Source organism: Acinetobacter sp. 40AMC3-4 (genome assembly GCF_049898185.1).
In the GTDB taxonomy this organism is placed as follows: domain Bacteria; phylum Pseudomonadota; class Gammaproteobacteria; order Pseudomonadales; family Moraxellaceae; genus Acinetobacter.
Window position 1 is genome coordinate 44,400 of record NZ_JAFCXG010000013.1, and the last position, 24,432, is coordinate 68,831.

Genomic DNA, 24,432 nt, shown 5'->3' on the forward strand with positions numbered 1-24,432 from the left:
ACAGATACAGCCGCATCCTTGGCTATTTTTATAATAAGTTAATGCGCCAAGGATGCAAAATTTTATCAGATCTTGCTGTTCACTCAGTGAAAGTTCGGACGGTAATCAAAATTCTGGGTCACGCTTTGATCACGGAAAGGCCGCACCACTTTTTTTCTGAGCAACATATTGTTAATGATGTTGTGTGGAAAAATCTGGATCTGGTTATTAAATAGCTCGACATTGCGATTATAAATGGTAATCGCAGCACCGACATTTTCATTCTGTTCTTCAATTTCAGCCATCATTTTCAGATAGATGTCATTGGCTTTCAGCTCCGGGTAATTTTCAATCACCACATTCAGGCTATGCATCAACTGTTTATTCAGGCTTTCAATGCGTTGTAACTGCCCAATATCGGCATCCTTGATATTCAGATTCACGATGTTCTGACGCAGTTCGGTGACTTTTTCAAGCGTACCTTTTTCAAAACTCGAGTATTGCTCGACCAGCGGTTGTAGCCCATCCAGAATTTTCAGTTTTTGCCGTTCATAACTGGCGACATCCGACCAGGCGCGAATCGTGGCGTTATGATGACGGACAATACTGTTGCGGATCATGATAATCGCGACAATCAGTGCCACAATGACCAAACATAAAATCAAAAATCCCATCCGAGATCTCCCCAAGCTATATCTATATTTAAAAAATGATGCGAAAAATTTATTTTAAAAACTGCAGCAGATCATGTTGTAAGTTTTCGAGCTGTTTTAATTTAAACGTTCTCAGGTGACCGCGCAATGTGGAAATATCGCTAATATTCTGCTGCTTGCTCGATACCTGAAATAAATCATGTGGCCCCAGATAGCACAGCATCTTGTTTTCCGGGTGAAACAGTAAATCACCCTGACGCTGTTCAAAAAAGTCGGCCAGTCGTAGGACAAAACCTGGACTGAGTAATTTGGCAGTTTGCAGCGGATCACTACCATAAAAGCTTAAGCGCTGATTGGTGCGAATATCGCTGCTGTGCCAGGGATGGCTATAAGGATAATAAAATTTCTTTCTGGAAGTCGTAACGGCCAGTCCCTGAATCTGGATATCAAACACAAACACGCCCCACAGGTCTTTATGAACCTGCATCAGTTTGACTGGCTGACCTTCCTTGTTTCGGGCCTGCACTTCATCAATATAGTGGTATTGGAAGAGTAGTACCTGATGTTGCTGGCCATTTTCGTCTTCCCAGACCGTGCTGGCATAACGTTGAATTTCATTACTCAACGAACCTTGATTGAATACTGGAAATAATTGTTTTAAATGCCGGATAAAGTGCAGGGGATTGAGTGGCATGGAAATATGCTGTGGCTGTTTTTGAAAGGCAAGCTGATATTTCTTGGCCAATGCCTGTTCTTCCAGAAAAGCAATGACTTCCTCTAAGGGCTGCTGCTGTTCATAGCAAATATAGGCCCAGAAGATGCAGAGACAGCCGAGGAAAACACTGCCCTGAATCCAGATATTTCCCGGCGCAATAAAAATGCTGCCAATCAGAAAAAGCCCAATTCCGGCAAGCGCGAGTGGCAGGTTATTTTCAAACTTGAGCGTAATCGGGCCATTCCAGGGATGCAATCCGTCTAGCAGTTCCTGATGTGTTTTTGCCTGTTGGCTCAGATCCCAAAGCCGAGCGATATTTTGAAACACCACTGCATTTTTCTTGCGGCGAATATGAATGGACTGTTGTACAGACTCGATCGGCATGGGCAATGGTTCTCGCTTATTTCGCCTGATCAATCAGCATGGCATCGCCATAACTGAAGAAGCGATACTGGCTGTCTACTGCATGCTTATAAGCATTGAGAATATTGTCACGATTGGACAAGGCAGACACAAGCATTAACAGGGTCGATTCTGGTAAATGGAAGTTAGTGATCAAACGATCGACCACTTTAAACTGATAACCCGGATAGATGAAAATCTGGGTATCACCTGTCCAGGCTGCCAGTTCACCGTTATGTGCTTGTGCTGCACTTTCGACTGCACGGGTGGCAGTCGTGCCTACAGAAATGACTTTATTACCGCGGGCTTTAGTCTGACGAATCATCTCGACCGCAGTTTCAGGGACGTCGCACCATTCGCTGTGCATGATGTGATTTTGAATATCATCGGTACGCACTGGCAGGAAAGTACCTGCACCAACATGTAGGGTCACAAAAGTTTTTTGAATCCCTTTGGCTTCCAATTTTGCCAACAGATCGGCATCAAAATGCAGGCTGGCAGTAGGTGCTGCAACGCTGGCCAGTTTGGTTGGGTCATTAAACACGGTTTGATAACGTTCAGTATCAATCTCTTCCGCTTCACGGTTGAAATAGGGCGGAATAGGGAGGGCGCCATATTTGTCTAAGACGTCTAAAATCGGCTGTGAAAATTCCACAATAAACAGATTTTCATGACGGCCTTGTACGGTCACTTTCACTGCATCCGGGCCAATAAAAAGTTCTGCACCGGCTTTCGGAGTGTTGCTGGCCTTAATATGACAATAGGCAATAAAGCGATCTTGCATACGCTCAACCAGCACTTCTACCGCACCGCCTGAAGCACGTTTACCTTTTAAACGGGCCTTCATGACTTTGGTGTCGTTTAATACCAACAAGTCGCCGTCTTCAAGTAAATCCAGAATATCGGTAAATTGATGGTCATGATATTGACCTTGGGCATCGAGGTGCAACAGGCGAGAGGCACTGCGTGTTTCCAGTGGGTAGCGAGCAATCAGCTCATCGGGGAGATCAAAATTAAAATCAGAAAGTTGCATGATGATTTACGCTAAAAAAACTGCGGCTAGTATAAACTTTTTTCTTTTTTATGGCGGGAATTGCTCGATTTTAAAACGAAAAAATGCGATTTGTTTTAAAAATAAACAAATGCAAATATTCTGCGTTGACAGTGCTGAGAAATCGCGTATTATACCTTTCATCCACTCCCGAGGTGGTGAAATTGGTAGACGCGGCGGACTCAAAATCCGCTGTCAGAGATGACGTGTCGGTTCGAGTCCGACCCTCGGGACCAAAATTCTAAAAAACCCCAAGCACATTCAGTCTTGGGGTTTTTTATTGCCTGAAAAATAATAACCTGTTTCTTTTTCTCTGCTCTTCAAAATTATCTGCTTGATTTAAAAGATAACTCGTGAAAATAACACTACATAGCATCGTTTAAAAAATAGATTACTTCAGTGATTGCGATGCATGAATCAGATATAAAAAAACCGGCGCCTAGACGCCGGTTTTTCTACATTACTGACTCAGTCAGTTTTGCAAAAGCTTAGATCGTTTCAAGCGCTGCATTCAAAGTTGCACTTGGACGCATCACTGCATTTACTTTCTCTTGATCAACTGCGTAGTAACCGCCGATGTCTACTGATTTGCCTTGAACTGCTGCAAGCTCAGCAACGATTTTCTCTTCATTTTCAGCTAAAGTTTTTGCAAGTGGTGCAAATTTCGCTTTCAATTCAGCATTTTCGTCTTGAGCAGCAAGTTCTTCAGCCCAGAATTTCGCCAGGTAGAAATGGCTACCACGGTTGTCCAATTCGCCAGTACGACGAGAAGGAGACTTGTCGTTATCTAGCAATTTACCAGTCGCTTGGTCTAAAGTTTTAGCAAGTAACTTGATGTCGTCATTGCCTTCTTTAATACCCATTTCTTCTAAAGATACCGCCAACGCCATGAATTCACCGAGTGAATCCCAACGTAAGTGGTTTTCTTCAACTAACTGCTGTACGTGCTTAGGAGCAGAACCGCCTGCACCTGTTTCGTACATGCCACCACCTGCCATTAATGGCACGATTGACAACATTTTCGCAGATGTACCCAATTCCATGATCGGGAACAAGTCAGTCAGGTAGTCACGCAGGATGTTACCTGTTACAGAAATAGTATCTAGACCGCGAGCAACACGTTCAAGCGTATAACGCATTGCACGTACTTGTGACATGATCTGGATGTCAAGACCAGTGGTGTCATGATCTTTCAGGTATTTTTCAACTTTCTTGATCAGTTCGTTTTCGTGTGGACGGTACGGGTCAAGCCAGAAGATTGCCGGCATGCCAGAGTTGCGTGCACGAGTAACTGCAAGTTTTACCCAGTCGCGGATCGGTGCGTCTTTCACCTGACACATACGCCAGATATCGCCTTCTTCCACGTTTTGTGACATCAACACTTCACCAGTTTCAAGATCAACGATGTTTGCAACACCGGCTTCAGAGATCTCGAAAGTCTTGTCATGTGAACCGTATTCTTCAGCTTTTTGTGCCATCAAACCAACGTTCGGTACAGTACCCATGGTTTTTGGATCAAAATTACCATTCCACTTACAGAAATTGATCATTTCCTGGTAAATACGCGCGAATGTAGATTCAGGCATAACTGCTTTACAGTCGTAAGGTTTGCCATCAGCGCCCCACATTTTACCGCCACCACGGATCATGGCAGGCATAGAAGCATCTACAATGACGTCGTTAGGAGAGTGGAAGTTAGTGATGCCTTTTGCTGAATCAACCATCGCCAGTGCTGGACGGTGTTCTTGACAAGCGTGCAGGTCACGGATGATTTCTTCACGTTGAGAAGTTGGAAGTGTCTCGATCTTCTCGTAAAGACCGGCCATACCGTTATTGACATTAATGCCAAGCTCATCAAAAAGCTTGCCATGTTTTTCGAATGCTTCTTTGTAGTAGATTCTTACACAGTGACCAAATACGATTGGGTGAGACACCTTCATCATGGTCGCTTTAACGTGTAAAGAGAACAGGATGCCTGCTTCACGACAGTCTTCAAGTTCTTTCTCGTAGAAGTCGCAAAGTGCTTTCTTGCTCATGAACATTGAGTCGATGATTTCGCCGTCTTGAAGCGCAACTTTTGGCTTAAGAACAATGGTTTCACCAGACTTGGTGATCAATTCCATTTTCACATCACGGGCGCGGTCTAAAGTCATCGACTTTTCGCCGTGGTAGAAGTCACCTTCGTCCATGTGTGAAACGTGAGTTTGAGACCACTGTTTCCACTCGCTCATAGAATGAGGGTGTTTTTTCACGTAGTTTTTAACGGCAGCAGGTGCACGACGATCTGAGTTACCTTCACGTAGAACAGGGTTTACTGCTGAACCAAGACATTTGCTATAACGTGCCTTGATTGCTTTTTCTTCTTCAGTGGTCGGGTTTTCAGGATAGTCAGGGATTGCATAGCCTTTAGACTGAAGTTCCTTGATACACGCTGTTAGCTGGCCAACAGAAGCACTGATATTTGGGAGTTTGATAATGTTCGTGTCTGGATCTTGTGTAAGACGACCTAGCTCAGCTAGAGTGTCAGGCACCTTTTGCTCTTCGCTTAGGTAATCTGTAAATTCGGAGAGCACGCGCACAGCTACAGAGATGTCACTTTTGACGATCTCAACGCCAGCTGGCTTAGTAAAGGTCTCAATGATCGGCAGCAGAGAATAAGTCGCCAGTAATGGCGCCTCGTCGGTCAGTGTGTAAATGATAGTTGACTTTCCACCAGCCATATATAGCCCCTTGCGTTGGATTGAGTTTCTGAGGACCGAACTTTTGGCCCAGCCTCTTTGAACCGATTTGCTTAAATAAAAACATTGAGAGTATCGTCTTTCAGCGCATTTCAGTCAACGAAATATGCCTTTAGATTGAAATTTGGGCGAAAATTTATACAGATTTGTGCGGTTTAGCCGTGTTTGTATTTTGTACAAAAAAATAATCCTCTATCGCTGTAAATCCTGATGAAAATGATCGGAAATGATTCGCTAGCCAATTGTATTCACTGAAAATGGTTTTTTGATCCTGACACAGGCTTAAACTGATCCTCGATATGGAGATGGATACCGAGTGACTGGATGCTGTTTTGCGCAAATTCAGTCAGGCTGATGATGCAAATTTGTCCTTGGCAGAGGGCTACATCATCATGGAATAGCTTTGCGCTATACTGGCAAGCATCAATGAAATGATCTTAAAGATTGACGCTAACAAGGAAATGTAATGCCCAGCTTGTTTATTGTGATGCTCGGTGGTCGTCATGCGCGTGCCAATACAGAAGTTCATGATGTGGTTTTGGCAATAGGAGAGAGTCTGGAAGATACCTATCCGCAATTGAAAAATGCCTGGTTTGCGGAACAGAAAGGTCTGCATATTGATGCCTGGGCGCAAATCAACGGGCTAGAGTTTGAAGGCAAGTCCTATGCGCTGCAATTTACTGATGCACAGCCACAGCAATCCGATGAAAAACTTTGGCTGATTAATCTGGGTGGTTATGATCCACGCGAATTTGGCGAGTTGCATCGTTATGTGCTGGTGGTTGCGCAGAATGCCATGGTCGCTAAACAGCGCGGTAAAGCTTACTTCGCCAGGCACTGGCAAAAACAGCATACTGACCGTGTTCTGGATGTAGATGACTGTATTGCCATCGATCAGGTTTATGGCCGCTACGTCCAACTGCTAGAGGGCAGCTTTAGTGGCAATCGCTGGGAAAATACCTATCTCACGATTTAAAGCAGTTTGCGATTGAATTAAACCTGCGGCTGGCTTGATGATTCGACAAGCGGTTTAAAAAACCTCTTTATCAAAATTTAATAATTGGCATAATACTGCCAAGGAAAAACAGTTTTGACTGAGATGGAATGTCTTAAATGGATTTAATTCAGGCAAATGGACAACCGCGTTATGGACGTTTTAAGGAGCTTCCAAAAAGTATTGACTATCAGGCATATCAATACAAAAATCCTTATGGTCATGTGCTGTCAGGCTGGCGCAAGCATCTAAAATATAAAAAATTCAAATTCTGTAGTATTCAGCATGAGCATTATACGATTGGACTGGCAATTGCCGATATTGCATGGGCAGGGCATGGTTTTGTCTATGTCTATAACCATATGACCAATGAAGTGTTGGAATGGAATGCGATTAATTTCCTGTCACGCAACACCGTGTTGGATGAACAGCCACTGTTTAATCATAGTTATTTCCATAATTCACCTTTTCAGATCGATATCCAGCATGCCAACGGCGTGCGTTATATCAATGTCAGCAAATATGGCGAGATTAAACTCAGTGCGCGAATTTTTTGTGCCGGAACTGATCCACTGAGTATGTGCAGTCCGACCGGCATAAATGGCTGGACTTATACCCAGAAATTAACCACCTTGGGCTGTGAAGGTTTTTTCATTAACAAGCAAGGTGAAACCATCCAGTTTAATGAACGCAGCTTTGCCTCTCTGGATGATACCTGCGGCTTTTTGCGCCCGGAAACCGCCTGGTTCTGGCTGTCCTGTAATTTCTGGGATCTGAACCAGAACCGGATTGGTATTAATCTGGCGTCAGGCGTAAATGAAAGCTTCGGTAACGAAAACTGTCTGTGGATCAATGGGAAAATTTATCCCTTGGCCGATGTGCTGTTTCAACAGGAATCGGAAAACCAATGGACGATTCAGTCGCTGGATGAAAGATTGAATCTGATGGTCAGCACAGGCTGGCGCCGTTATGAAAATCTCAACCTGCGTCTGGTCGGGAGCCAGTTTAGTCAGTGGCAAGCCAAGGTTTCCGGAACGATTCAGCAGGATGATCAGGAAATTATTTTACTAAATGAATATGCCTTGCTTGAACAGCATTATGCCAAATGGTAAAAGTGCAGGACATAAGACCTAATTTAAAAGCCTTCAATTTTGAAGGCTCTTTTGATTTGAGCTTAATCTTTGGCGGCCTGCCAGAAGGCTTCACCGGCCTGAATCGGGTCATTGGTTTCGGCTAAGGTTTTTACCCAGACATCATATTGCGCAATAACCGGATGCTGACTAGGATGGAAGTCTTTTTTAAACCAGTCCCGATATTGTGGGCCCATGCGGGTCAAGGTGCCGTTACGGCCAAACAACCAGGGCAGTCCTTTCAGGTTCATTTGCAGACGCTCTAAGACACTGAAGCCATCATGTTTCAGCATGACATTGGCGCGATAGGCGGTATAACTAAACATCAAAAATGTCGTACTGAGCAGGGTCATTTTGCGCATCCATTCAGGTGTTTTTGCGACCTCTTTCATCACGTCAAAAGCCACATCACGATGTTCCATTTCTTCAATGGCATGCCAGGCAAACATGGCACGAACAAAAGGATGGGCATCTCTTAACGTATCTTTCTGTCCAAAAAAAGTCTCGGCCATTAGCGCGGTCAAGTGTTCTGCCGCTGCCGTAGTTGCAATATTGAACTGTGCTGAACGATGTTTGAGGTCATAGGCGAACATATTATTTAAACGTTCGATAAAATCATCGACGGGCATGCCTTGTTCACGCATCAGCTGATTCATTTTTTCATGGGCAATGCCATGCTGTGCTTCCTGACGAATAAAATCTGCAACACGCTGCTGCAGTTCCGGGTCTGTGATCTGATTGCGAAACAGGCGCACGCTCTGAATAAAATAGCGCTCGCCATCAGGAAAGGTCAGGCTCAGGGCATCGAACATTCGGGTCAGAAAGGGATCGCCGCCCAACCAGTAGCGTGGAATTTCATCCAGTTTAAAATCAAGCTGGGTCCGTACTACGGGCTTTATCAAAGATTTTAATACTGCATTCATCTTGTACGTTCTTTTTTGTGACGATGCGAACAGTATGTCGGGGAATGCCGTAATTGTTTTGACAGCGCTTGCCAATTTTTATACATTTTATGCCAAATGAAAATAAAACTGCTCAGACTAAAGCAGGCAGCGAGAAGCGCGCATGCAAGAAATTTAAATATCCAATGGTTATATTCAGCTTTGGGCGACTTATCTGCGCAGTCTGCAAATTGAGCCTTTGGAAGCTGACTTTCTGCAAGATGTACATGAAGCGCTTGTTCCCCTGATTGATCAGCCTTTTGCCACACAAGTGCCTCTGGAATTATTGAATCAGCTTCTTTTAACAACCCGGCAGTATTTAAACTGTCCGCAGCTGATTTTCGAGATTGTACAAGTCATTCGCCCAGAGCATTTTGGTGTGCTCGGTTATATGGCTTCGCGCAGCAGCAGCGTTGCGGAAATGATTCGCCATATCATGCGTTTTCAGCGACTGGTGGTTGATGGCGGTGAGTTTGTACCTTTGCAGTTGAAGCAGCATGAACACAGTATTGAATTATACTGGGCCTATCTGGACGAAAAATATAATCTGCTAAATGAACTGACCATGGCCGCGATGGTGCAATTGGGACGCGTCATTTTGCAGGATCATCAACTGTTACTGCATTGTGTACGTTTTGCCCATGTGCCTGACATAGCGAAAATACATTATCAAAAGTTTTTTGCCAGTGAGGTGAGATTTTCTCAGGACTATTATGGCATAGAGCTGGATTTGCAAGGACTGGCACATCGGTCTGAGCAGGCAGATCCGATGCTGTTGCAGTTGCTGGTGCATCAGGCAGAACAGGCGATTGCCGCCAAGCCGCCCCTTGAGAATCATTTGGAACAGGCGCAGCAAATGATTGCCGAACAGCTGCGGACCCAGCATCAGGCCATTAAAGTTGAACAGCTTGCCCGGCAGTTGTTGATGTCGACACGTAGTTTGCAGCGCTTGTTCAGCACTCATGGCACTTCATTTAAAAAACTGCTGGAACAGCAGCGGATTAAACGTTGCGAGCTGTTGTTGCAGCAGGGATTAGGTCTGACCGAGATTGCCGAGCAGCTGGATTATTCTGATCAGTCGGCTTTGGCACGGGCCTATAAGGCAGCCACCGGACAGACCTTGTTAGAGCGAAAAAGGCAGTTACACAAAGCACGAAGCTGAAAAAAGCGACCGGTATCGGTCGCTTTTTTATTTTCGCAGGATGATGGATTAAGTGCTTGCTTTCACCTGAGGGAATCTAAACGCGATCGCAGCAATCGCAAAAATGGCCAGAATCCAGCAATAGTACACACCACCAATCAGTTCAACCGGCGAGATTTTTGCAATGGAACAGGCCAGTAGTAACTGTGCGCCATAGGGAATCAACCCTTGCACCACACAGGAGAAAATATCCATCAGTGCTGCAGAACGCTTAGGATCTACGCCGTATTCTTTGGCAACTTCACGTGCCATATCACCAGACAGAATAATCGCCACGGTATTATTGGCCACAAAGATATTCGAAAACACCACCAAAAAACTAATCCCGATTTCGCCGGCACGTTGCTTCCCAACTTTAAACAGACGGGTCAGGCTATAAATACGCTCGATCAGCCAGCGTAAACCACCTTCACGCTGCATGATCGCCGACAGGCCACCCAGAAACATCGACAATAACGCCACTTCAAACATGCCGACAAAGCCATCGTAAATTGAAGTATTCAGTTTGAGCAGATCGAATTCAGCTGTGGCAAATAGGCCAAACAAGCCGGAAAGTAGTACGCCAATGGTCAGTACAGCCAGAACGTGTAAACGGCTAAAGGCCAAAATAAATACGGCGATATAAGGTAAAACCAGAAGCCAGTTAAAATCCTTGTATTCCACCGCATTGCTACTGCCAGTACTCAATACGTAAATCAAAATAGTGACGATTGATGCAGGGACCGCAATCCAGACATTGACCCTGAACTTGTCACGCAGTTGTACGCGTTGGCTGGTGGTTGCCGCAATGGTGGTGTCCGAAATCATGGACAGGTTATCACCAAACATAGCACCGCCAACCACCGCACCAATCGCATAAATCACGTCAATATCGGTAACCTGGGTGAAACCAAAAGCGATCGGTGCGCAGGCCGCAATGGTACCCATGGAGGTACCCATCGCCGTGGCAATAAAGGCCGAGATCACAAATAACATCGGTAGAATAAATGTGGGTGGGATAACCGACAAGCCCATCTGCACGGTAGCATCCACACTGCCAATGGCGCTACTGACGCTGGCAAAGGCGCCGGCCAGCATAAACACCATAAACATCAGAATTAAGTTCGGATGACTGGCACCTCTGAGGAATTCCTCAATGCCCTGGTTGAGTTTGCCGCGATATACTAATGCAGCCAAGATAATCGCAGGCAGGGCAGCCACAGGCGCTTTCACCTGATAGAACGCGAACTCGGTTCCGATCAGGGAATGATAGATCCCGCTACCCAAAAATATGGTTAAAAATACAATAAGCGGCAGCAGTGCAATGGCGCGTGCCTGCACTGTAGCCTCAGAATCAGTCTGCATAGGAGATAAAAAAGTAAGAGAATAGGACTAGTATAAAGCAGGTTTTGCAATTTCAGAAAACTTTAAATGAATGCGCTAACATCTGCATTTTTATTAATTTTTATATGATAAAAATAAGTTTATCTAAATATTCAAGATTTTAGGTAATAGCAAAATTAGGCATCTTTGATCATTGTGAAAAAAATCAAAATAATCGTAAATAGACCCTTCCGAATTGTTTTGAAATCTTCGCACAGGAAATGAAGTACTCGAGGTCGGTATCGCAGACTGTTCATTGGACAAAAAATAGCGTTACAATGCGATGTCTTGTATTTCTACATAGTCAATGCCTCAAGTTTGAAACACGTTAAGGAAAATACCACCCTATGTCACGTTTAGCCACACGATTTGGACAACTTAAATCTCAACAGCGTAAAGCTTTAGTTTCTTATGTCATGGCGGGTGATCCGCATCCAGAAGTCACAGTGCCTTTGCTGCATGAGATGGTGGAGGCGGGTGTCGACGTGATTGAGCTGGGACTTCCTTTCTCGGATCCGATGGCCGATGGGCCGGTGATTGCGCTAGCTGCTGAACGTGCTCTGGCTGGTGGAACCAATACCTTGGATGCACTGCACATGGTGAAAGAATTTCGCTTGAAAGACCGCGAAACACCAGTGGTGCTGATGGGTTATCTGAATCCGGTTGAAGTAATTGGCTATGAAAAGTTTGTGGCTTATGCCTATGAATGTGGAGTAGACGGCGTACTGCTGGTGGACTTGCCACCAGAAGAAGCAAAAAGTCTGGGTGAAGTACTGGCAAAATATGACATGGATCAGATTTTCCTGCTGGCACCAACTTCAACCGATGCACGTATTCAACATGTAGCAAAACAGGCCAGCGGCTTTATTTACTATGTGTCACTGAAAGGCGTGACCGGTGCAGCAACTTTAGATGTCTCTGAAGCCGCTGCACGCATTCAAAAGATTAAAGCTGTGACTGATGTTCCTGTAGGCGTAGGTTTCGGTATCAGTGATGCTGCATCTGCGAAAGCGATGGGTGTTGCTGCCGATGCAGTTATTGTGGGTAGTGCGTTTGTAAAGCAGTTTGCAACGCTCGCACCAGAACAAGCCGTTATTGCGACGGTGAATAAAGTCAAGGAGCTTCGAGCAGCGCTCGATGAGTTAGTATGAGTCAACAAGTGAAATCAGGCAAAATTCTGAGCCCATCGACCCCATGGACGGAGCGTACTGTTCCGGGCATTCAGGTACCCGATGAGCAAACGGCATATAAAGCGACATTTACCGAGCCTACGATTGAGTGCCCTGAATGTCATGCATTGGTGACCCGTACTGCCATGTCATTCAATGCCTATGTATGTCCGCAATGTGATGAGCATTTGCGTATGAAAGCCCGTGAGCGTTTGAACTGGTTCTTTGATCAGGTACAAACAGAATTGGGTCAGGAATTTATAGCCAAAGATCCGCTGAAATTTGTCGATAGTAAAGCCTATCCAGACCGTATGGCGGAAGCACAAAAGAAAACTGGTGAAACCGAAGCATTGGTAGTAATTCAAGGTTTGCTGAAAGGCGTACCGATGATTGCCTGTGCGTTTGAGTTCGACTTCATGGGCGGTTCTATGGGCACAGTGGTCGGTGACCGCTTTGTTCAGGCTGCAGAACATGCGATTGAAGCTCGTCAACCTTTGATCTGTTTTGCTGCTTCGGGTGGTGCTCGTATGCAGGAAGGCATGTTGTCCCTGATGCAAATGGCGCGTACTTCGGCTGCGATCCAGCGTTTAAAAGAAGCAGGTCTGCCTTATGTAGTGGTATTGACTCATCCAGTGTACGGCGGTGTGACCGCATCATTGGCAATGCTGGGTGATGTACATATTGCTGAACCGAAAGCGATGATTGGCTTTGCCGGTAAACGTGTGATCGAACAGACTGTACGTGAAAAACTGGAAGAACCGTTCCAGCGCGCGGAATATTTGCTTGATCATGGGGTAATCGATCAGATTGTTCACCGTCATGCATTACGTGATACAGTTTATCGTATCGTTACGAAGTTGATGAATTTGCATTGAACACAGCACCCTTAGCAACAGATTCTTTAAATACATGGCTCGATTATTGGAGCCATGTTCACGTTACGGGTATTGATTTAGGTCTGGAACGGGTTATTCCTGTAGCTGAAAAGCTGGGCGTGACATCTCCAGAGGCCAAAGTGCTGACGGTGGCAGGAACCAATGGTAAGGGTTCGACCACCACCACGCTGGCCGCGATCCTGAATGCGCAAGGCTTCAAGGTCGGGCTATATCAATCCCCCCACGTGTACCGTTTCAATGAGCGTGTTAAATTGCGCGGCATTGAAGTGGAAGATCAGTTGCTGATTGATGCTTTTGTTCAGGTCGATCAGGCTCGTCGCGAATGCGGTTTGAGCCTGTCTTTCTTTGAAGCCACGACACTGGCTGCTTTTGTGATTTTTAAAGATCAGTGCTGTGATGTCTGGGTGCTGGAAGTTGGTTTAGGCGGCCGTCTGGATGTGGTCAATGTGGTCAATCCGGATGTTGCGGTGATTACCAATATTGGTCTGGATCATACTGACTGGCTTGGTGACACCATCGAGAAAATTGCTTTTGAAAAGGCCGGAATTATTCGCCCGGATATTCCAGTCGTGTTTGGTGGACAGCAACAGATCCCGCAAGCCATTCTAAATAAAGCTCAAGAATGTAATGCATCTTTGTATGCAATCAACCGGGATTATTTCTATAAAGCCTTTGAAGATGGCCAAAGCTGGGCTTTTGCTTCATCGGGTACGACCTTAAAACTCCCAACAGGTTCGCTGGCACTGGATAATATTTCTACCGCCGTGGCCGCCATTCTGCTGAGCGGATTAAACGTCAGCCAGCAGGCAATTGCACAAGGCATTCAAACGGCAAAATTGCCGGGACGGTTTGAAATCCGTCAAATCCAGAATAAAACCGTGATTTTTGATGCAGGACATAACCCGCATGGGGTGGAATTTCTGCTGAAACAATTACGAGATTATTTAAATTACAATCAAAAATATAATGAAGTCATTTGTGTATTTTCAATGCTGGCAGATAAAGATATAAATTCTGTCGTCAAGTTATTGAAAGACACGGTTCAATTGTGGAAAATTGCACCATTATTCGTCCCACGTGCGGCAGAGGTCACAGTTTTGGCTGATGCTTTAAGCGGTGAGGCGGTAGAACAATTTGATAATGTAAAATTAGCTTTTAAATCAGCCCTGGATCAAACAGATAATAATCAGCTGATTTTGGTATGTGGATCATTTCATACCTTAGAAGCGGTATGGGAGTATTTGGAAGAATGTCAATGAATAACAAACAGCGCTGGATGGGCGGTGTTGTTTTACTCGGTGGTGGTGTTTTATTGGCAGCATTACTCCTGAAAGGCCAAGATGAAATCAATCAGGACCGTCAGCAAAATCCGGCACAGGCTGCGGAAGTTGAAAATAAAGAGGCAGGCAATCATTCGCTCGGTTCTTTGACGGTCGATGTAGAAACAGAAAAGCGTTTACTTGAACAGCAACGCCGTGATCGCGAAAAAGCGGTTGCAGAACAGGAGGCGCGTGCAGCCGAATTTTTAGCGATGCAACAGCAGGCTGAAGCAGATGCTGCACGTAAAGCGGCTGAAGAATATGCTGCCCTGAATGCACACCGCCTAGGACAGCAAAGTTCCGATAATATTCCACCAGAACTGGTGGAAGATGAACAGGCCAAGCAGAAACGTCTGGCTGAAGAAAAAGCGGTGCAAGAAAAAAAGTTAGCCCAGCAGCAGCTGGACCAACAAAAAGCCAATAGTTCTACTGACGCAGCCAAGAAAGAAGCAGAGCGTAAAGCTGCTGAAAGTAAAGCCGCTGAAGAAAAACGCAAGTTAGAGCAACAGCAAAAAGCCGAAGCAGAACGTAAGGCGGCTGAAGCAAAACGTAAAACCGAGGAAGAGCGTAAAGCGGCTGAAAAGAAAGAAGCTGAACGTAAAGCTGCCGAGGAAAAACGTAAAGCTGACGAAAAACGTAAAGCTGAAGAAGCCAAGAAAAAGGCTACAGCCGAAGAAGCCAAGAAGAAAGCAGAAGCTGAACAGGCGCGTAAGTTACTGGAAGGTGAAGAGGACAAGCAATGGATGGTGCAGGTGGCACTGGCAGCGAATGAAGCCAATGCAGATGCTGTAGCAGCCAAACTGCGTGCCAAAGGTTATAAAGTAACCAAAAGCTCAACGTCTAAAGGTGTACGTATCATGGTGGGTCCGTCCAAAGACCGTGAGACTGCAGATGCACTTCGTAAGAAAATTGCGTCTGATGCCAGCCTGAATATGAAATCAGCTTGGGTGAACGATTGGGTGCCGCTAGATAAGCGTTAATTCTTAGTATTAATCAAAGTTTCTGTAGATGGATTCGTGAGTTGCTCGCGAATCCATTTTACATTTTCAGGGGTAAATAAATTTTCAATATTGTGCCAAATGGCATGAAAACCATATCCGCCATGTTTCATTTCCTGTAGTGCCTGCTCAATCGGCCAATGTTCAAAAATAATCCGGTACATGGCGACACTTGCACCAGTTCGGTCTGAACCGTGATAACAATGCAAGAGCACCTTCTGGTGATTTTGTTGTGCTTGCTGAATCAGTAGCATAATTTTCAATAAATCTTCCCGATCAATTGCCCAGGTATGTATGGGTACATGATGTAGCTGAAAGTTTTCATTGCTCAAAACAAAGCTGTCTTGATCCCGTGAACGTAAATTAATAACTACATCGATTTGATGCTTTTTTAATAAAGGAATGAGTTCAGTTGAAGGCTGCTCACTACGATAGACAAAATTGCTGATTTGATGAAAATTATGATTCTGATGAATGGGCTGTCCCCAATGCTGAGGACGTTGAGGTTCAGGCAGGGCAGGCGTAGTCATGCAACCTGTGGTTAGGAGGTAGCCACTCATGAGGATTGGAAATATGCAGATTTTCATACAGAGCATAGATGTTGTTTTTGTTATTTCAAGTTTAAAGTGGATATGAGATTTTGAATATAAAAAAGCCTATCCGAAGACAGGCTGTATAGAGAAATCGAACCCGTAGCACGTCAATGTAGTATTCGATAAAGCATAAAATGTGGAAAATAGAGTTTCTCTTATTCTTTACTACGAGCTCCATCTTATCCTGTGCTACGCGCTTCGCTTGTCTTGCGCAAAATTAAAAAGGAGTCCTTTTAATTTTGCTCAGGATGTGGCGTTAAGCGCAGGTAAGGTTTAACCGCGGTATAACCTTTTGGAAAACGTTGCTTGATTTCTTCTTCATCTTTCAGTGAAGGGACAATCACCACATCATCACCGTGCTGCCAGTTCGCAGGCGTGGCCACTTTATGTTTATCGGTGAGTTGAAGTGAATCCACCACACGCAAGATTTCATGGAAATTACGACCGGTCGATGCAGGATAAGTAATAATCAAACGGACTTTTTTGTTGGGATCAATGACCACTAAAGAACGAACTGTTAGCGTTTCGCTGGCATTCGGATGAATAAAGTCATACAGCTCAGAAACTTTGCGATCCTGATCGGCAATGATCGGGAAATTCACCGTGGTGTTTTGGGTTTCATTGATATCTTTAATCCAGCCATGATGCGATTCAACATCATCGACCGACAAGGCAATGGCTTTCACGCTACGTTTTGCAAACTCGTCTTTCAGTTTTGCGGTATAGCCAAGCTCAGTCGTACATACTGGTGTATAGTCAGCAGGGTGTGAAAATAAAATGCCCCAGCTATCACCCAGAAAGTCATAAAAATTAATCAGGCCTTCACTGGATTGCTGTTCAAAATTCGGTGCGGTATCGCCTAGACGTAAACTCATCTTTTTAGCCTCAATTGGTCTTTTAGTGTCGAGATAGGATTTAATATGAACCAATTTTTTTATGATTAAAAATAGTGTTTTTTGCTTTCTTTATGAGTAAATTGCATAAGTAGGATATCCATCTATCCAGAAGCGCAAAAATCAGTCACTTAATTGACTATGTTGCACAGGGAAAATTTGCTACATTACTTTGCCTTAGATCTTAGGGCTAGAACTAAGGATCAGATTTTTTTAGCGGTTTTACAGCAAAACCCTTGTAGTTCAAATTTCTAGCACCATAATAACGACTAAGAACATATTCATTTGACAAGCAAGATTTAGAGAGTCTATTCATGTTGGCAAGTCTGATCGGAGGAATCTTCGGTACCAAAAATGAGCGCGAACTCAAACGCATGCGTAAAATCGTAGACAAGATTAATGTGCTCGAGCCGACGATATCTACCCTGAGCGATGCAGACTTATCTGCAAAAACTGAAGAATTCAAACAACGATATAATAAGGGTGAAACCCTCGATAAACTATTGCCTGAAGCATTTGCAGTCTGTCGTGAAGCCGCGAAGCGGGTGATGGGCATGCGTCATTATGACGTGCAGCTGATCGGTGGTATTACCTTGCACGAAGGCAAAATCGCAGAAATGCGTACCGGTGAAGGTAAAACCCTGATGGGTACTTTGGCCTGTTATCTGAATGCCATCAGTGGCCAAGGTGTACATGTCATTACCGTGAACGATTACCTGGCGCAACGTGATGCCGAGTTAAACCGTCCATTATTCGAATTTTTAGGTCTAAGCATCGGCATTATTTATTCCATGCAAAATCCGATGGAAAAAGCGGAAGCTTATCGTGCCGATATTACTTACGGTACCAATAACGAATTTGGCTTTGACTACCTGCGTGACAACATGGTGTTCTCGCTAGCAGAGAAAAAGCAGCGTGGTTTGACCTATGCCATTATCGATGAGGTCGATTCGATCCTGATTGATGAAGCGCGTACCCCGTTGATTATTTCCGGTCAAAGTGAAGATTCTTCACAGCTTTATGCAGCCATCAATAATATTCCACCAAAATTACAGGCACAGAAAGAAGAGAAAGTGCCGGATGGCGGTCACTTCTGGATTGATGAAAAACAGCGTTCAGTTGAAATTACGGAAGTGGGTTTTGAAACCATTGAAAGTGAATTGATTGAAATGGGCTTGCTGGCAGAAGGCGAGAGCCTGTATTCAGCGTCGAACCTGAACCTGTTGCATCATGTCACTGCAGCGATTCGTGCGCATTATCTCTATCAACGTAATGTCCAATACATCATCAACGATGGTGAAGTGATTATTGTCGATGAAAATACCGGTCGTACCATGCCGGGACGCCGTTGGTCTGAAGGCTTGCACCAAGCCGTAGAAGCCAAAGAAGGTCTGGAAATCCAGCCAGAAAACCAGACTCTGGCAACCACAACCTTCCAGAACTATTTCCGTCTGTATAAAAAATTATCCGGTATGACCGGTACTGCTGATACCGAAGCAGCGGAAATGAAAGAAATTTATGGCCTGGATGTGGTACTGATTCCGACTCACCGTCCAATGATTCGTCAAGACCATAACGATTTAATTTACTTAAATCGTGAAGGGAAATATAACGCGATTATTCAAGAAATTCAGCGTGTGCATGAAGCAGGTGTTGCGCCAATCTTGATTGGTACAGCAACGATTGAAGCTTCTGAGATTCTGTCGGATAAGCTAAAAGCTGCAGGTATCCAGCATGAAGTACTGAATGCCAAACAGCACGAACGTGAAGCCGATATTATTGCGCAGGCCGGTGCGCCGCGTGCAGTGACGATTGCCACCAACATGGCCGGTCGTGGTACCGACATTTTGCTCGGTGGTAACTGGAAAGCATTACTGGCTAAAATTGAAAACCCGACTCCTGAAGATGAAACGCGTCTGAAAGCAGAATGGGATGTTAATCACCAGGCCGTGCTGGATTCTGGCGGTTTGCATATTATCGGTTCTGAGCGTCATGAATCACGCCGTATCGATAACCAGCTGCGTGGTCGTGCTGGTCGTCAGGGTGACCCGGGTGTATCACGTTTCTACCTGTCACTTGAAGATGACTTGATGCGTATTTTCGCCGGTGATCGCGTAGTCGGCATGATGCGTGCTATGGGCTTGCAGGAAGATGAAGCGATTGAGCACAAAATGGTGTCTCGTTCGATTGAAAATGCGCAGCGTAAAGTGGAAGCACGTAACTTCGATATTCGTAAGAACTTGCTAAAATACGATGACGTCAATAACGAACAGCGTAAGATCATTTATAGTCAGCGTGACGACATTCTGGCAGAAAATTCACTGCAGGATTATATTGAAGAAATGATCCGTGAAGTGATGCAGGGTGTAATCGCCAACTATATTCCGCCTGAATCGATTCATGACCAGTGGGATATTGAAGGTCTGGAACTGGCGCTGCGTGAAGATCTTTCGATGGATCTTCCTATCGGACAATGGCTGGAACAGGACCGTCGTCTGGATGAAGAAGCTTTGGTGGTGCGCATTACCGATGAAGTACTGAACCGCTACCGTTCACGTCGTGAACAAATGGGTGAAGAATCTGCAGCTTCGCTTGAACGTCACTTTATGCTGAATTCTCTGGATCGTCATTGGAAAGAGCATCTGGCAGCGATGGATTACCTGCGTCAAGGTATTCATTTACGTGGTTATGCGCAAAAGAATCCAGAGCAGGAATATAAAAAAGAAGCTTATAACCTGTTTGTAAACATGCTCGGTACAATCAAGTCAGATGTCGTAACAGATCTGTCACGCATCCACGTACCGACCCCTGAAGAGCTGGCGGAAATGGAAGCACAGCAGCAGGCACAGGCTGAGGCAATGCGTTTGCAGTTATCTCATGAAGAGTTTGACGGCTTGTTGGCAGGCGAACATGAGGTGACGACCGAGCAAAATGCTCAGGCCAATCCGGTAGCACCAGTCTTTGAAGCGCCGGCAAGTCGTAATGCACCTTGTCCATGTGGTTCAGGCCTGAAATACAAACAGTGTCATGGCAAGATCTAAACGCTATTAAAAATCAGAGCCACATGGCTCTGATTTTTTTATGTATGAAGAGTTTTCAAAAATTGAATACTGTTTGCAGTCTTAAGAATTAAATGCTATTTAATGGCTCATTCAACACCTCAAAGTGGAATAACCTGAATGAAAAAAGTATTAAAAACGCTCATGATTGCCGCTTTGGCAATACCTGCCTTAAGTTTTGCCCAAACTGCAGCGACCACAACAATTGATAAAGTTCAGCAAGCGGTGGGTACGACTACTGCTCAAGTACAACGTACCGATGCACAAGTAACTGTGGCAAGCCCACGTACCGGCATCCGTTATACCTTTGCCAACCAGAACCGTCCGATTGTGTTGCAGACGGCTGCGATTGCAGCTGCCAATGCAGCAAATGTAGACCGTATTGTTGCTACAAATCCGGCACTTTCTACTGCAAGTCAACAACAGGCGAAACAGGCTTTGTTAAGCGAATCTGGACAACTTGCACAAAATTAAAAATATCTTATTTTAAAAATGTAGAAACCAGTCTTGATGACTGGTTTTTTATTGTGAAAATCCATAACAAATCTCAGGTTGGCTCAGGCTTTGGCTCGATTTTTTGTTGCAGATCAACTAAGCTGTATTTTTCTGAAACTTCAATATTGGACTTTAAAATGGCAGTTGGTGACGTATCTATGCCACAGATGCATGTGGTGAAAGGGGTTAAAATTGGTTCGGCTGAAGCCTATGTGCGCTATCAGAACCGACGTGACCTGGTGATATTTGAACTGGCTGCAGGCTCCAATGTTGCTGGAGTGTTTACCCAGAATGCCTTCTGTGCAGCACCAGTGCATGTATCTAAAGCCCATTTGCAAGCGGGCAATCCACGTTACCTGGTAATCAATACCGGAAATGCCAATGCAGGAACAGGCCCTACAGGTATGGCAAATGCAGAAGCCACCTGTGCCAAGCTGGCTGAACTTGCAGGCGTGCAGGCTGCTGAAGTGTTGCCATTCTCGACTGGTGTGATTGGTGAGCAGCTTCCGATGGAGCGGTTACTTACAGGTTTACAGCCTGCGCTGGATTCATTGCGTGATGATGCTTGGGTCGACGCAGCGACCGGAATCATGACCACAGATACCACTCCGAAAGGTGCGTCAGAACAGTTCGAGCTGGATGGTGTGACTTATACCATGACTGGTATTTCCAAAGGTGCAGGCATGATTCGCCCGAATATGGCGACCATGCTGGGTTATGTTGCGATGGATGCACCGATCAGCCGTGAACTGGTTCAACAGTTGTTAACTGAAACAGTCAATGTATCGTTTAACCGTATTACCATTGATGGTGATACATCAACCAATGATTCGTGTATTTTTATTGCCACAGGTCAAGCCGGTGGTGCTGAAATCACTTCGACTGAAGATCCGCGTTATGCAGTGGTGCTAGATGTATTGACACGTACCATGAAACGCCTTGCGCAACTGATCGTACGTGATGGTGAAGGTGCGACTAAATTCATTACCGTGACTGTAGAAGGTGGTGGCAATACTCAAGAGTGCTGCGATATTGCCTATAGCATTGCGCATTCACCGCTGGTCAAAACCGCGATCTTTGCTTCTGATCCAAACTGGGGCCGTATTCTGGCAGCGATTGGTTATGCCGGTGTGCCAAATTTAGACGTTGCAAAAATTCAGGTTTGGTTAGATGATGTACAAATCTGCAAAGATGGTGGTGCGGCAGCAGACTATACTGAAGCAGCCGGTGCACGTGTGATGGCCCAGGCTGAAATGACGATTCGTGTTGATCTTGGACGAGGTCAGGCAAAAGATACGGTTTATACCTGTGACCTGTCGTATGACTACGTAAAAATCAATGCAGATTATCGCTCATAATTCAGATCGTTTCTAAAGCCTCCGTTGTGGGGCTTTTTTTATATCTTGTAGTTTTTAATGACTGGTCAAAAATAGCACTTCGCCAAAGATGACCGGGATGTAGGGTGAAAGGTTCATTGAATAGTGAACCATGAGGGTAGAGTAAGAGTTGTTATGAGTGATGCGACCAAATTAATAGCCAATGAAGCTAAATCGATTGTGCAGGCGCATTTAGATCGTTTAGATGTTCCTCAAGAACATCAAATGAGCCAGCAGGAAAAATTGGACAAATTTGCACAGATCAAGGCAGAGCTGGAAAAACAGGATGCTGTTTTGGTGGCGCATTATTATTGCGACCCTGAAGTCCAGGAACTGGCTGAACTAACCGGTGGCTGTGTTTCCGACTCACTGGAAATGGCGCGTTTTGGTCGCGATCATCCAGCTTCAACGCTTGTGGTAGCTGGTGTGAAATTTATGGGCGAAACCTCTAAAATTCTTTCACCCAATAAAACCGTGCTGATGCCTACCTTGGAAGCGACCTGCTCACTGGACCTGGGTTGTCCTGTTGATGAATTTACCGCTTTTTGTGATGCGCATCCGGATCATACCGTGGTGGTTTATGCTAACACGTCAGCGGCCGTGAAAGCCCGAGCCGATTGGGTCGTCACTTCAAGTTGTGCAGTGGAAATTATCGAGCATCTGGACAGTCTGGGTGAAAAAATCATCTGGGCACCCGATCAGCATCTGGGTCGTTATATCCAGAAAAAAACCGGTGCAGAGATGTTGCTCTGGGATGGCGCCTGTATCGTGCATGAAGAATTCCGTTCACGTGGTATTGCCAATATGAAAGCGCTCTATCCGGATGCGGCAGTTCTGGTACATCCCGAATCACCGATGTCTGTAGTCGAGATTGCCGATGCCGTGGGTAGTACCTCACAATTAATTAAAGCAGCACAGACTTTGACGAATCAGCGTTTAATCGTCGCTACTGATCGCGGCATTTTTTATAAAATGCAGCAGGCAGTACCGGATAAAATCCTGATTGAGGCACCAACCGCAGGAGAGGGAGCGACCTGTCGTTCTTGTGCGCATTGTCCTTGGATGGCCATGAACGAGCTGGATGGTATCTTGCATGTGTTACAGCATAAAGATCAGGAAGTACATGTCGATCCGGCACTTGCTGAACGAGCGAAACTACCTCTAGATCGCATGCTGAACTTTAGTGCCGGACTAAAACGTTAAAATTTGTATAAAAAATGTCTGAAGCGATTGATAAATAAACGCTTGAAGCGTTTTTTCGGTTTTTTTTAAATATAGGTGTTGACGTCTCCGGGCGTCACGCCTAGAATGCACACCGTACCGAACGATGTTCGATACGAAAGCTGAGATGAATCGGAGCATAGCACAGCCTGGTAGTGCACCTGGTTTGGGACCAGGGGGTCGTAGGTTCGAATCCTACTGCTCCGACCAATTCTTCAAGGCAAATGATGTTTGCATCAGTAACGCGCTTGTAGCTCAGTTGGATAGAGCATCCGCCTTCTAAGCGGATGGTCACAGGTTCGAATCCTGTCAGGCGCGCCATTTGGTCGCTTGATGTTAAGAATCAAAATGATGGTGGATGTAGCTCAGTTGGTAGAGCCCTGGATTGTGATTCCAGTTGTCGCGGGTTCGAATCCCGTCATTCACCCCAACTTTTAAAGTTGAAATCGGAGCATAGCACAGCCTGGTAGTGCACCTGGTTTGGGACCAGGGGGTCGTAGGTTCGAATCCTACTGCTCCGACCATCTCCTTCAAGATGGTCGAGATAAAAGATACCGCGTTAAGCGGTTTTTTTTATGCCTGAAATTCAATGTGAATAAAAAATATACAATTGTTATCGGTGGCTATCATGATGAATGCTCGAACCCCTATTAAATTATTTTTCATCTAATAAAACTGTGCATTGAAGATTGCTTTCTTCTCGCATTGATTCACTTTTAATTTTAATCATTCAACAATTCAACCAGAGTTTATCTATAGAGTGATTATCTTGTTGAATGGAATTTTAATGGATGGAGAAGGATTATATTTTTAAAATGGGTAAGGGATTCCATAGTAAATCTATTTTATTAACTCATCTGTTGTGTTTGATCTGAAATAAAGACAATAAAAAATTTTTAGATAGATATAGCAATTAAATTAACTAGAAATATCCTTTGATAAGTAAATAAACTACTTTAAAACATCAGTAATTGAATAAATTTTGAGTGAAAAATAGAAAAACCTATAATTTTTGTAGAATAAATAAACAGTCGTGATATTTTTGCTGAATTATTTAAGAATAGGGGTTGTATTGGGTCGGGAATGCTGTAGAATGCACATCCATCGGCGGTGATGAAGATTAAAACTTCTGATAAAACAGTGACTTAGTTGAGTTTAATTGAGTTGGGTTTTATTTGATAAGTTTGAAAAATAGTTTTCATTACTGGTTGACTTTCTAGAGATAGAGAGTAATATAGCCGACCTAG

At 44.7% G+C, this 24,432-nt stretch carries 19 protein-coding genes and 5 tRNA genes; 16 read left to right on the top strand and 8 right to left on the bottom strand.

Annotated features, from left to right (window positions below):
* Positions 1-83 precede the first annotated feature (83 nt).
* Genes ACP7BU_RS13215 through queA form a run of 3 tightly spaced genes read right to left on the bottom strand, consistent with a single transcriptional unit; the run spans position 84 to position 2,782 of the window.
* The gene (locus ACP7BU_RS13215; protein WP_425880110.1) at positions 84-653 is read right to left on the bottom strand and encodes a LemA family protein; all 570 of its coding nucleotides are present in this window, start codon (positions 651-653) and stop codon (positions 84-86) included.
* Positions 654-702: 49 nt separating this feature from the next.
* Positions 703-1,731: a hypothetical protein gene (locus tag ACP7BU_RS13220; protein WP_425880111.1), complete on the bottom strand. Its 1,029-nt coding sequence runs from the start codon at positions 1,729-1,731 to the stop codon at positions 703-705.
* A gap of 16 nt (positions 1,732-1,747) precedes the next feature.
* Positions 1,748-2,782, bottom strand: a complete 1,035-nt coding sequence (gene queA / locus ACP7BU_RS13225; protein ID WP_005248041.1) for a tRNA preQ1(34) S-adenosylmethionine ribosyltransferase-isomerase QueA — start codon at positions 2,780-2,782, stop codon at positions 1,748-1,750.
* Positions 2,783-2,949: 167 nt separating this feature from the next.
* Between queA and ACP7BU_RS13230 the strand changes: the two genes are divergently transcribed.
* Positions 2,950-3,036: transfer RNA gene (locus ACP7BU_RS13230), tRNA-Leu, on the top strand.
* Between the two features lie 252 nt (positions 3,037-3,288).
* Here the strand turns inward: ACP7BU_RS13230 and ACP7BU_RS13235 are convergent.
* Complete coding sequence (locus ACP7BU_RS13235) at positions 3,289-5,520, bottom strand: NADP-dependent isocitrate dehydrogenase (RefSeq protein ID WP_114541831.1); 2,232 nt, start codon at positions 5,518-5,520, stop codon at positions 3,289-3,291.
* Positions 5,521-6,004: 484 nt separating this feature from the next.
* Here ACP7BU_RS13235 and ACP7BU_RS13240 point away from each other — a divergent pair, with 484 nt between their 5' ends.
* Both ACP7BU_RS13240 and ACP7BU_RS13245 read left to right on the top strand, forming a co-directional pair.
* Positions 6,005-6,514 (top strand): DUF1543 domain-containing protein, encoded by a 510-nt coding sequence (locus ACP7BU_RS13240; protein WP_420937630.1) that lies wholly within the window; start codon positions 6,005-6,007, stop codon positions 6,512-6,514.
* 137 nt (positions 6,515-6,651) lie between these two features.
* Positions 6,652-7,644 carry a DUF2804 domain-containing protein gene (locus ACP7BU_RS13245; RefSeq protein WP_213686886.1) on the top strand — a complete coding sequence of 331 codons (993 nt, stop codon included), beginning with the start codon at positions 6,652-6,654 and terminating at the stop codon, positions 7,642-7,644.
* 62 nt (positions 7,645-7,706) lie between these two features.
* Here the strand turns inward: ACP7BU_RS13245 and ACP7BU_RS13250 are convergent, their stop codons facing one another.
* Complete coding sequence (locus ACP7BU_RS13250; RefSeq protein WP_425880112.1) at positions 7,707-8,585, bottom strand: metal-dependent hydrolase; 879 nt, start codon at positions 8,583-8,585, stop codon at positions 7,707-7,709.
* A 157-nt stretch (positions 8,586-8,742) separates the two neighbouring features.
* Between ACP7BU_RS13250 and ACP7BU_RS13255 the strand changes: the two genes are divergently transcribed.
* Entirely contained in the window at positions 8,743-9,765 is a 1,023-nt protein-coding gene (locus tag ACP7BU_RS13255) for an AraC family transcriptional regulator ligand-binding domain-containing protein (protein WP_425880118.1), read from the top strand.
* Positions 9,766-9,813: 48 nt separating this feature from the next.
* On the opposite strand, the gene ACP7BU_RS13260 is transcribed toward ACP7BU_RS13255, so the two are convergent.
* The gene (locus ACP7BU_RS13260; RefSeq protein WP_425880113.1) at positions 9,814-11,148 is read right to left on the bottom strand and encodes a Na+/H+ antiporter NhaC family protein; all 1,335 of its coding nucleotides are present in this window, start codon (positions 11,146-11,148) and stop codon (positions 9,814-9,816) included.
* A 365-nt stretch (positions 11,149-11,513) separates the two neighbouring features.
* On the opposite strand from ACP7BU_RS13260, the gene trpA reads away from it, so the two are divergent.
* The 4 genes from trpA to ACP7BU_RS13280 are packed head-to-tail and all read left to right on the top strand — an operon-like array spanning position 11,514 to position 15,530.
* The gene (gene trpA / locus ACP7BU_RS13265; protein WP_004281668.1) at positions 11,514-12,317 is read left to right on the top strand and encodes a tryptophan synthase subunit alpha; all 804 of its coding nucleotides are present in this window, start codon (positions 11,514-11,516) and stop codon (positions 12,315-12,317) included.
* Entirely contained in the window at positions 12,314-13,210 is an 897-nt protein-coding gene (gene accD, locus ACP7BU_RS13270; protein ID WP_004645174.1) for an acetyl-CoA carboxylase, carboxyltransferase subunit beta, read from the top strand. Before trpA ends, accD begins: the two co-directional genes overlap by 4 nt.
* Positions 13,207-14,490, top strand: a complete 1,284-nt coding sequence (gene folC, locus ACP7BU_RS13275; RefSeq protein WP_180087607.1) for a bifunctional tetrahydrofolate synthase/dihydrofolate synthase — start codon at positions 13,207-13,209, stop codon at positions 14,488-14,490. Before accD ends, folC begins: the two co-directional genes overlap by 4 nt.
* On the top strand, positions 14,487-15,530 hold the full coding sequence (locus tag ACP7BU_RS13280; RefSeq protein WP_129717557.1) for an SPOR domain-containing protein: 1,044 nt from the start codon (positions 14,487-14,489) through the stop codon (positions 15,528-15,530). Before folC ends, ACP7BU_RS13280 begins: the two co-directional genes overlap by 4 nt.
* Here the strand turns inward: ACP7BU_RS13280 and ACP7BU_RS13285 are convergent.
* The gene (locus ACP7BU_RS13285) at positions 15,527-16,135 is read right to left on the bottom strand and encodes a dual specificity protein phosphatase family protein (RefSeq protein ID WP_051078820.1); all 609 of its coding nucleotides are present in this window, start codon (positions 16,133-16,135) and stop codon (positions 15,527-15,529) included. The genes ACP7BU_RS13280 and ACP7BU_RS13285 overlap by 4 nt on opposite strands.
* A 239-nt stretch (positions 16,136-16,374) precedes the next feature.
* The gene (locus ACP7BU_RS13290) at positions 16,375-17,016 is read right to left on the bottom strand and encodes a peroxiredoxin (RefSeq protein WP_195725615.1); all 642 of its coding nucleotides are present in this window, start codon (positions 17,014-17,016) and stop codon (positions 16,375-16,377) included.
* Positions 17,017-17,348: 332 nt separating this feature from the next.
* Here ACP7BU_RS13290 and secA point away from each other — a divergent pair, with 332 nt between their 5' ends.
* From secA to ACP7BU_RS13330, 8 genes are all read left to right on the top strand, one after another.
* A complete protein-coding gene (gene secA / locus ACP7BU_RS13295) occupies positions 17,349-20,075 on the top strand; it encodes a preprotein translocase subunit SecA (RefSeq protein ID WP_005248023.1) in 2,727 nt (908 codons plus the stop codon).
* Positions 20,076-20,213: 138 nt separating this feature from the next.
* Positions 20,214-20,567, top strand: a complete 354-nt coding sequence (locus ACP7BU_RS13300) for a hypothetical protein (RefSeq protein WP_425880114.1) — start codon at positions 20,214-20,216, stop codon at positions 20,565-20,567.
* A 158-nt stretch (positions 20,568-20,725) separates the two neighbouring features.
* Positions 20,726-21,946, top strand: coding sequence for a bifunctional glutamate N-acetyltransferase/amino-acid acetyltransferase ArgJ (argJ, locus tag ACP7BU_RS13305; protein ID WP_425880115.1), 1,221 nt, complete (start codon positions 20,726-20,728; stop codon positions 21,944-21,946).
* Between the two features lie 153 nt (positions 21,947-22,099).
* A complete protein-coding gene (gene nadA / locus ACP7BU_RS13310) occupies positions 22,100-23,167 on the top strand; it encodes a quinolinate synthase NadA (RefSeq protein ID WP_425880116.1) in 1,068 nt (355 codons plus the stop codon).
* Positions 23,168-23,318: 151 nt separating this feature from the next.
* Positions 23,319-23,395 (top strand) — tRNA-Pro (locus ACP7BU_RS13315).
* A 34-nt stretch (positions 23,396-23,429) separates the two neighbouring features.
* Positions 23,430-23,506: transfer RNA gene (locus ACP7BU_RS13320), tRNA-Arg, on the top strand.
* A gap of 33 nt (positions 23,507-23,539) precedes the next feature.
* Positions 23,540-23,615, top strand: a tRNA-His gene (locus ACP7BU_RS13325).
* Positions 23,616-23,632: 17 nt separating this feature from the next.
* A tRNA-Pro gene (locus ACP7BU_RS13330) sits at positions 23,633-23,709 on the top strand.
* Positions 23,710-24,432 lie beyond the last annotated feature (723 nt).

Excerpts from the sequence above, each read along its gene's own strand:
- ACP7BU_RS13290 (WP_195725615.1), bottom strand. The coding sequence starts at position 17,016 with ATGAGTTTACGTCTAGGCGATACCGCACCGAATTTTGAACAGCAATCC.
- ACP7BU_RS13260 (WP_425880113.1), bottom strand. The coding sequence starts at position 11,148 with ATGCAGACTGATTCTGAGGCTACAGTGCAGGCACGCGCCATTGCACTG.
- argJ (WP_425880115.1), top strand. The coding sequence starts at position 20,726 with ATGGCAGTTGGTGACGTATCTATGCCACAGATGCATGTGGTGAAAGGG.
- trpA (WP_004281668.1), top strand. The coding sequence starts at position 11,514 with ATGTCACGTTTAGCCACACGATTTGGACAACTTAAATCTCAACAGCGT.
- ACP7BU_RS13285 (WP_051078820.1), bottom strand. The coding sequence starts at position 16,135 with ATGAAAATCTGCATATTTCCAATCCTCATGAGTGGCTACCTCCTAACC.
- ACP7BU_RS13300 (WP_425880114.1), top strand. The coding sequence starts at position 20,214 with ATGAAAAAAGTATTAAAAACGCTCATGATTGCCGCTTTGGCAATACCT.
- ACP7BU_RS13215 (WP_425880110.1), bottom strand. The coding sequence starts at position 653 with ATGGGATTTTTGATTTTATGTTTGGTCATTGTGGCACTGATTGTCGCG.
- ACP7BU_RS13280 (WP_129717557.1), top strand. The coding sequence starts at position 14,487 with ATGAATAACAAACAGCGCTGGATGGGCGGTGTTGTTTTACTCGGTGGT.
- ACP7BU_RS13235 (WP_114541831.1), bottom strand. The coding sequence starts at position 5,520 with ATGGCTGGTGGAAAGTCAACTATCATTTACACACTGACCGACGAGGCG.
- ACP7BU_RS13245 (WP_213686886.1), top strand. The coding sequence starts at position 6,652 with ATGGATTTAATTCAGGCAAATGGACAACCGCGTTATGGACGTTTTAAG.
- accD (WP_004645174.1), top strand. The coding sequence starts at position 12,314 with ATGAGTCAACAAGTGAAATCAGGCAAAATTCTGAGCCCATCGACCCCA.
- ACP7BU_RS13220 (WP_425880111.1), bottom strand. The coding sequence starts at position 1,731 with ATGCCGATCGAGTCTGTACAACAGTCCATTCATATTCGCCGCAAGAAA.
- secA (WP_005248023.1), top strand. The coding sequence starts at position 17,349 with ATGTTGGCAAGTCTGATCGGAGGAATCTTCGGTACCAAAAATGAGCGC.
- ACP7BU_RS13250 (WP_425880112.1), bottom strand. The coding sequence starts at position 8,585 with ATGAATGCAGTATTAAAATCTTTGATAAAGCCCGTAGTACGGACCCAG.
- nadA (WP_425880116.1), top strand. The coding sequence starts at position 22,100 with ATGAGTGATGCGACCAAATTAATAGCCAATGAAGCTAAATCGATTGTG.
- queA (WP_005248041.1), bottom strand. The coding sequence starts at position 2,782 with ATGCAACTTTCTGATTTTAATTTTGATCTCCCCGATGAGCTGATTGCT.
- ACP7BU_RS13240 (WP_420937630.1), top strand. The coding sequence starts at position 6,005 with ATGCCCAGCTTGTTTATTGTGATGCTCGGTGGTCGTCATGCGCGTGCC.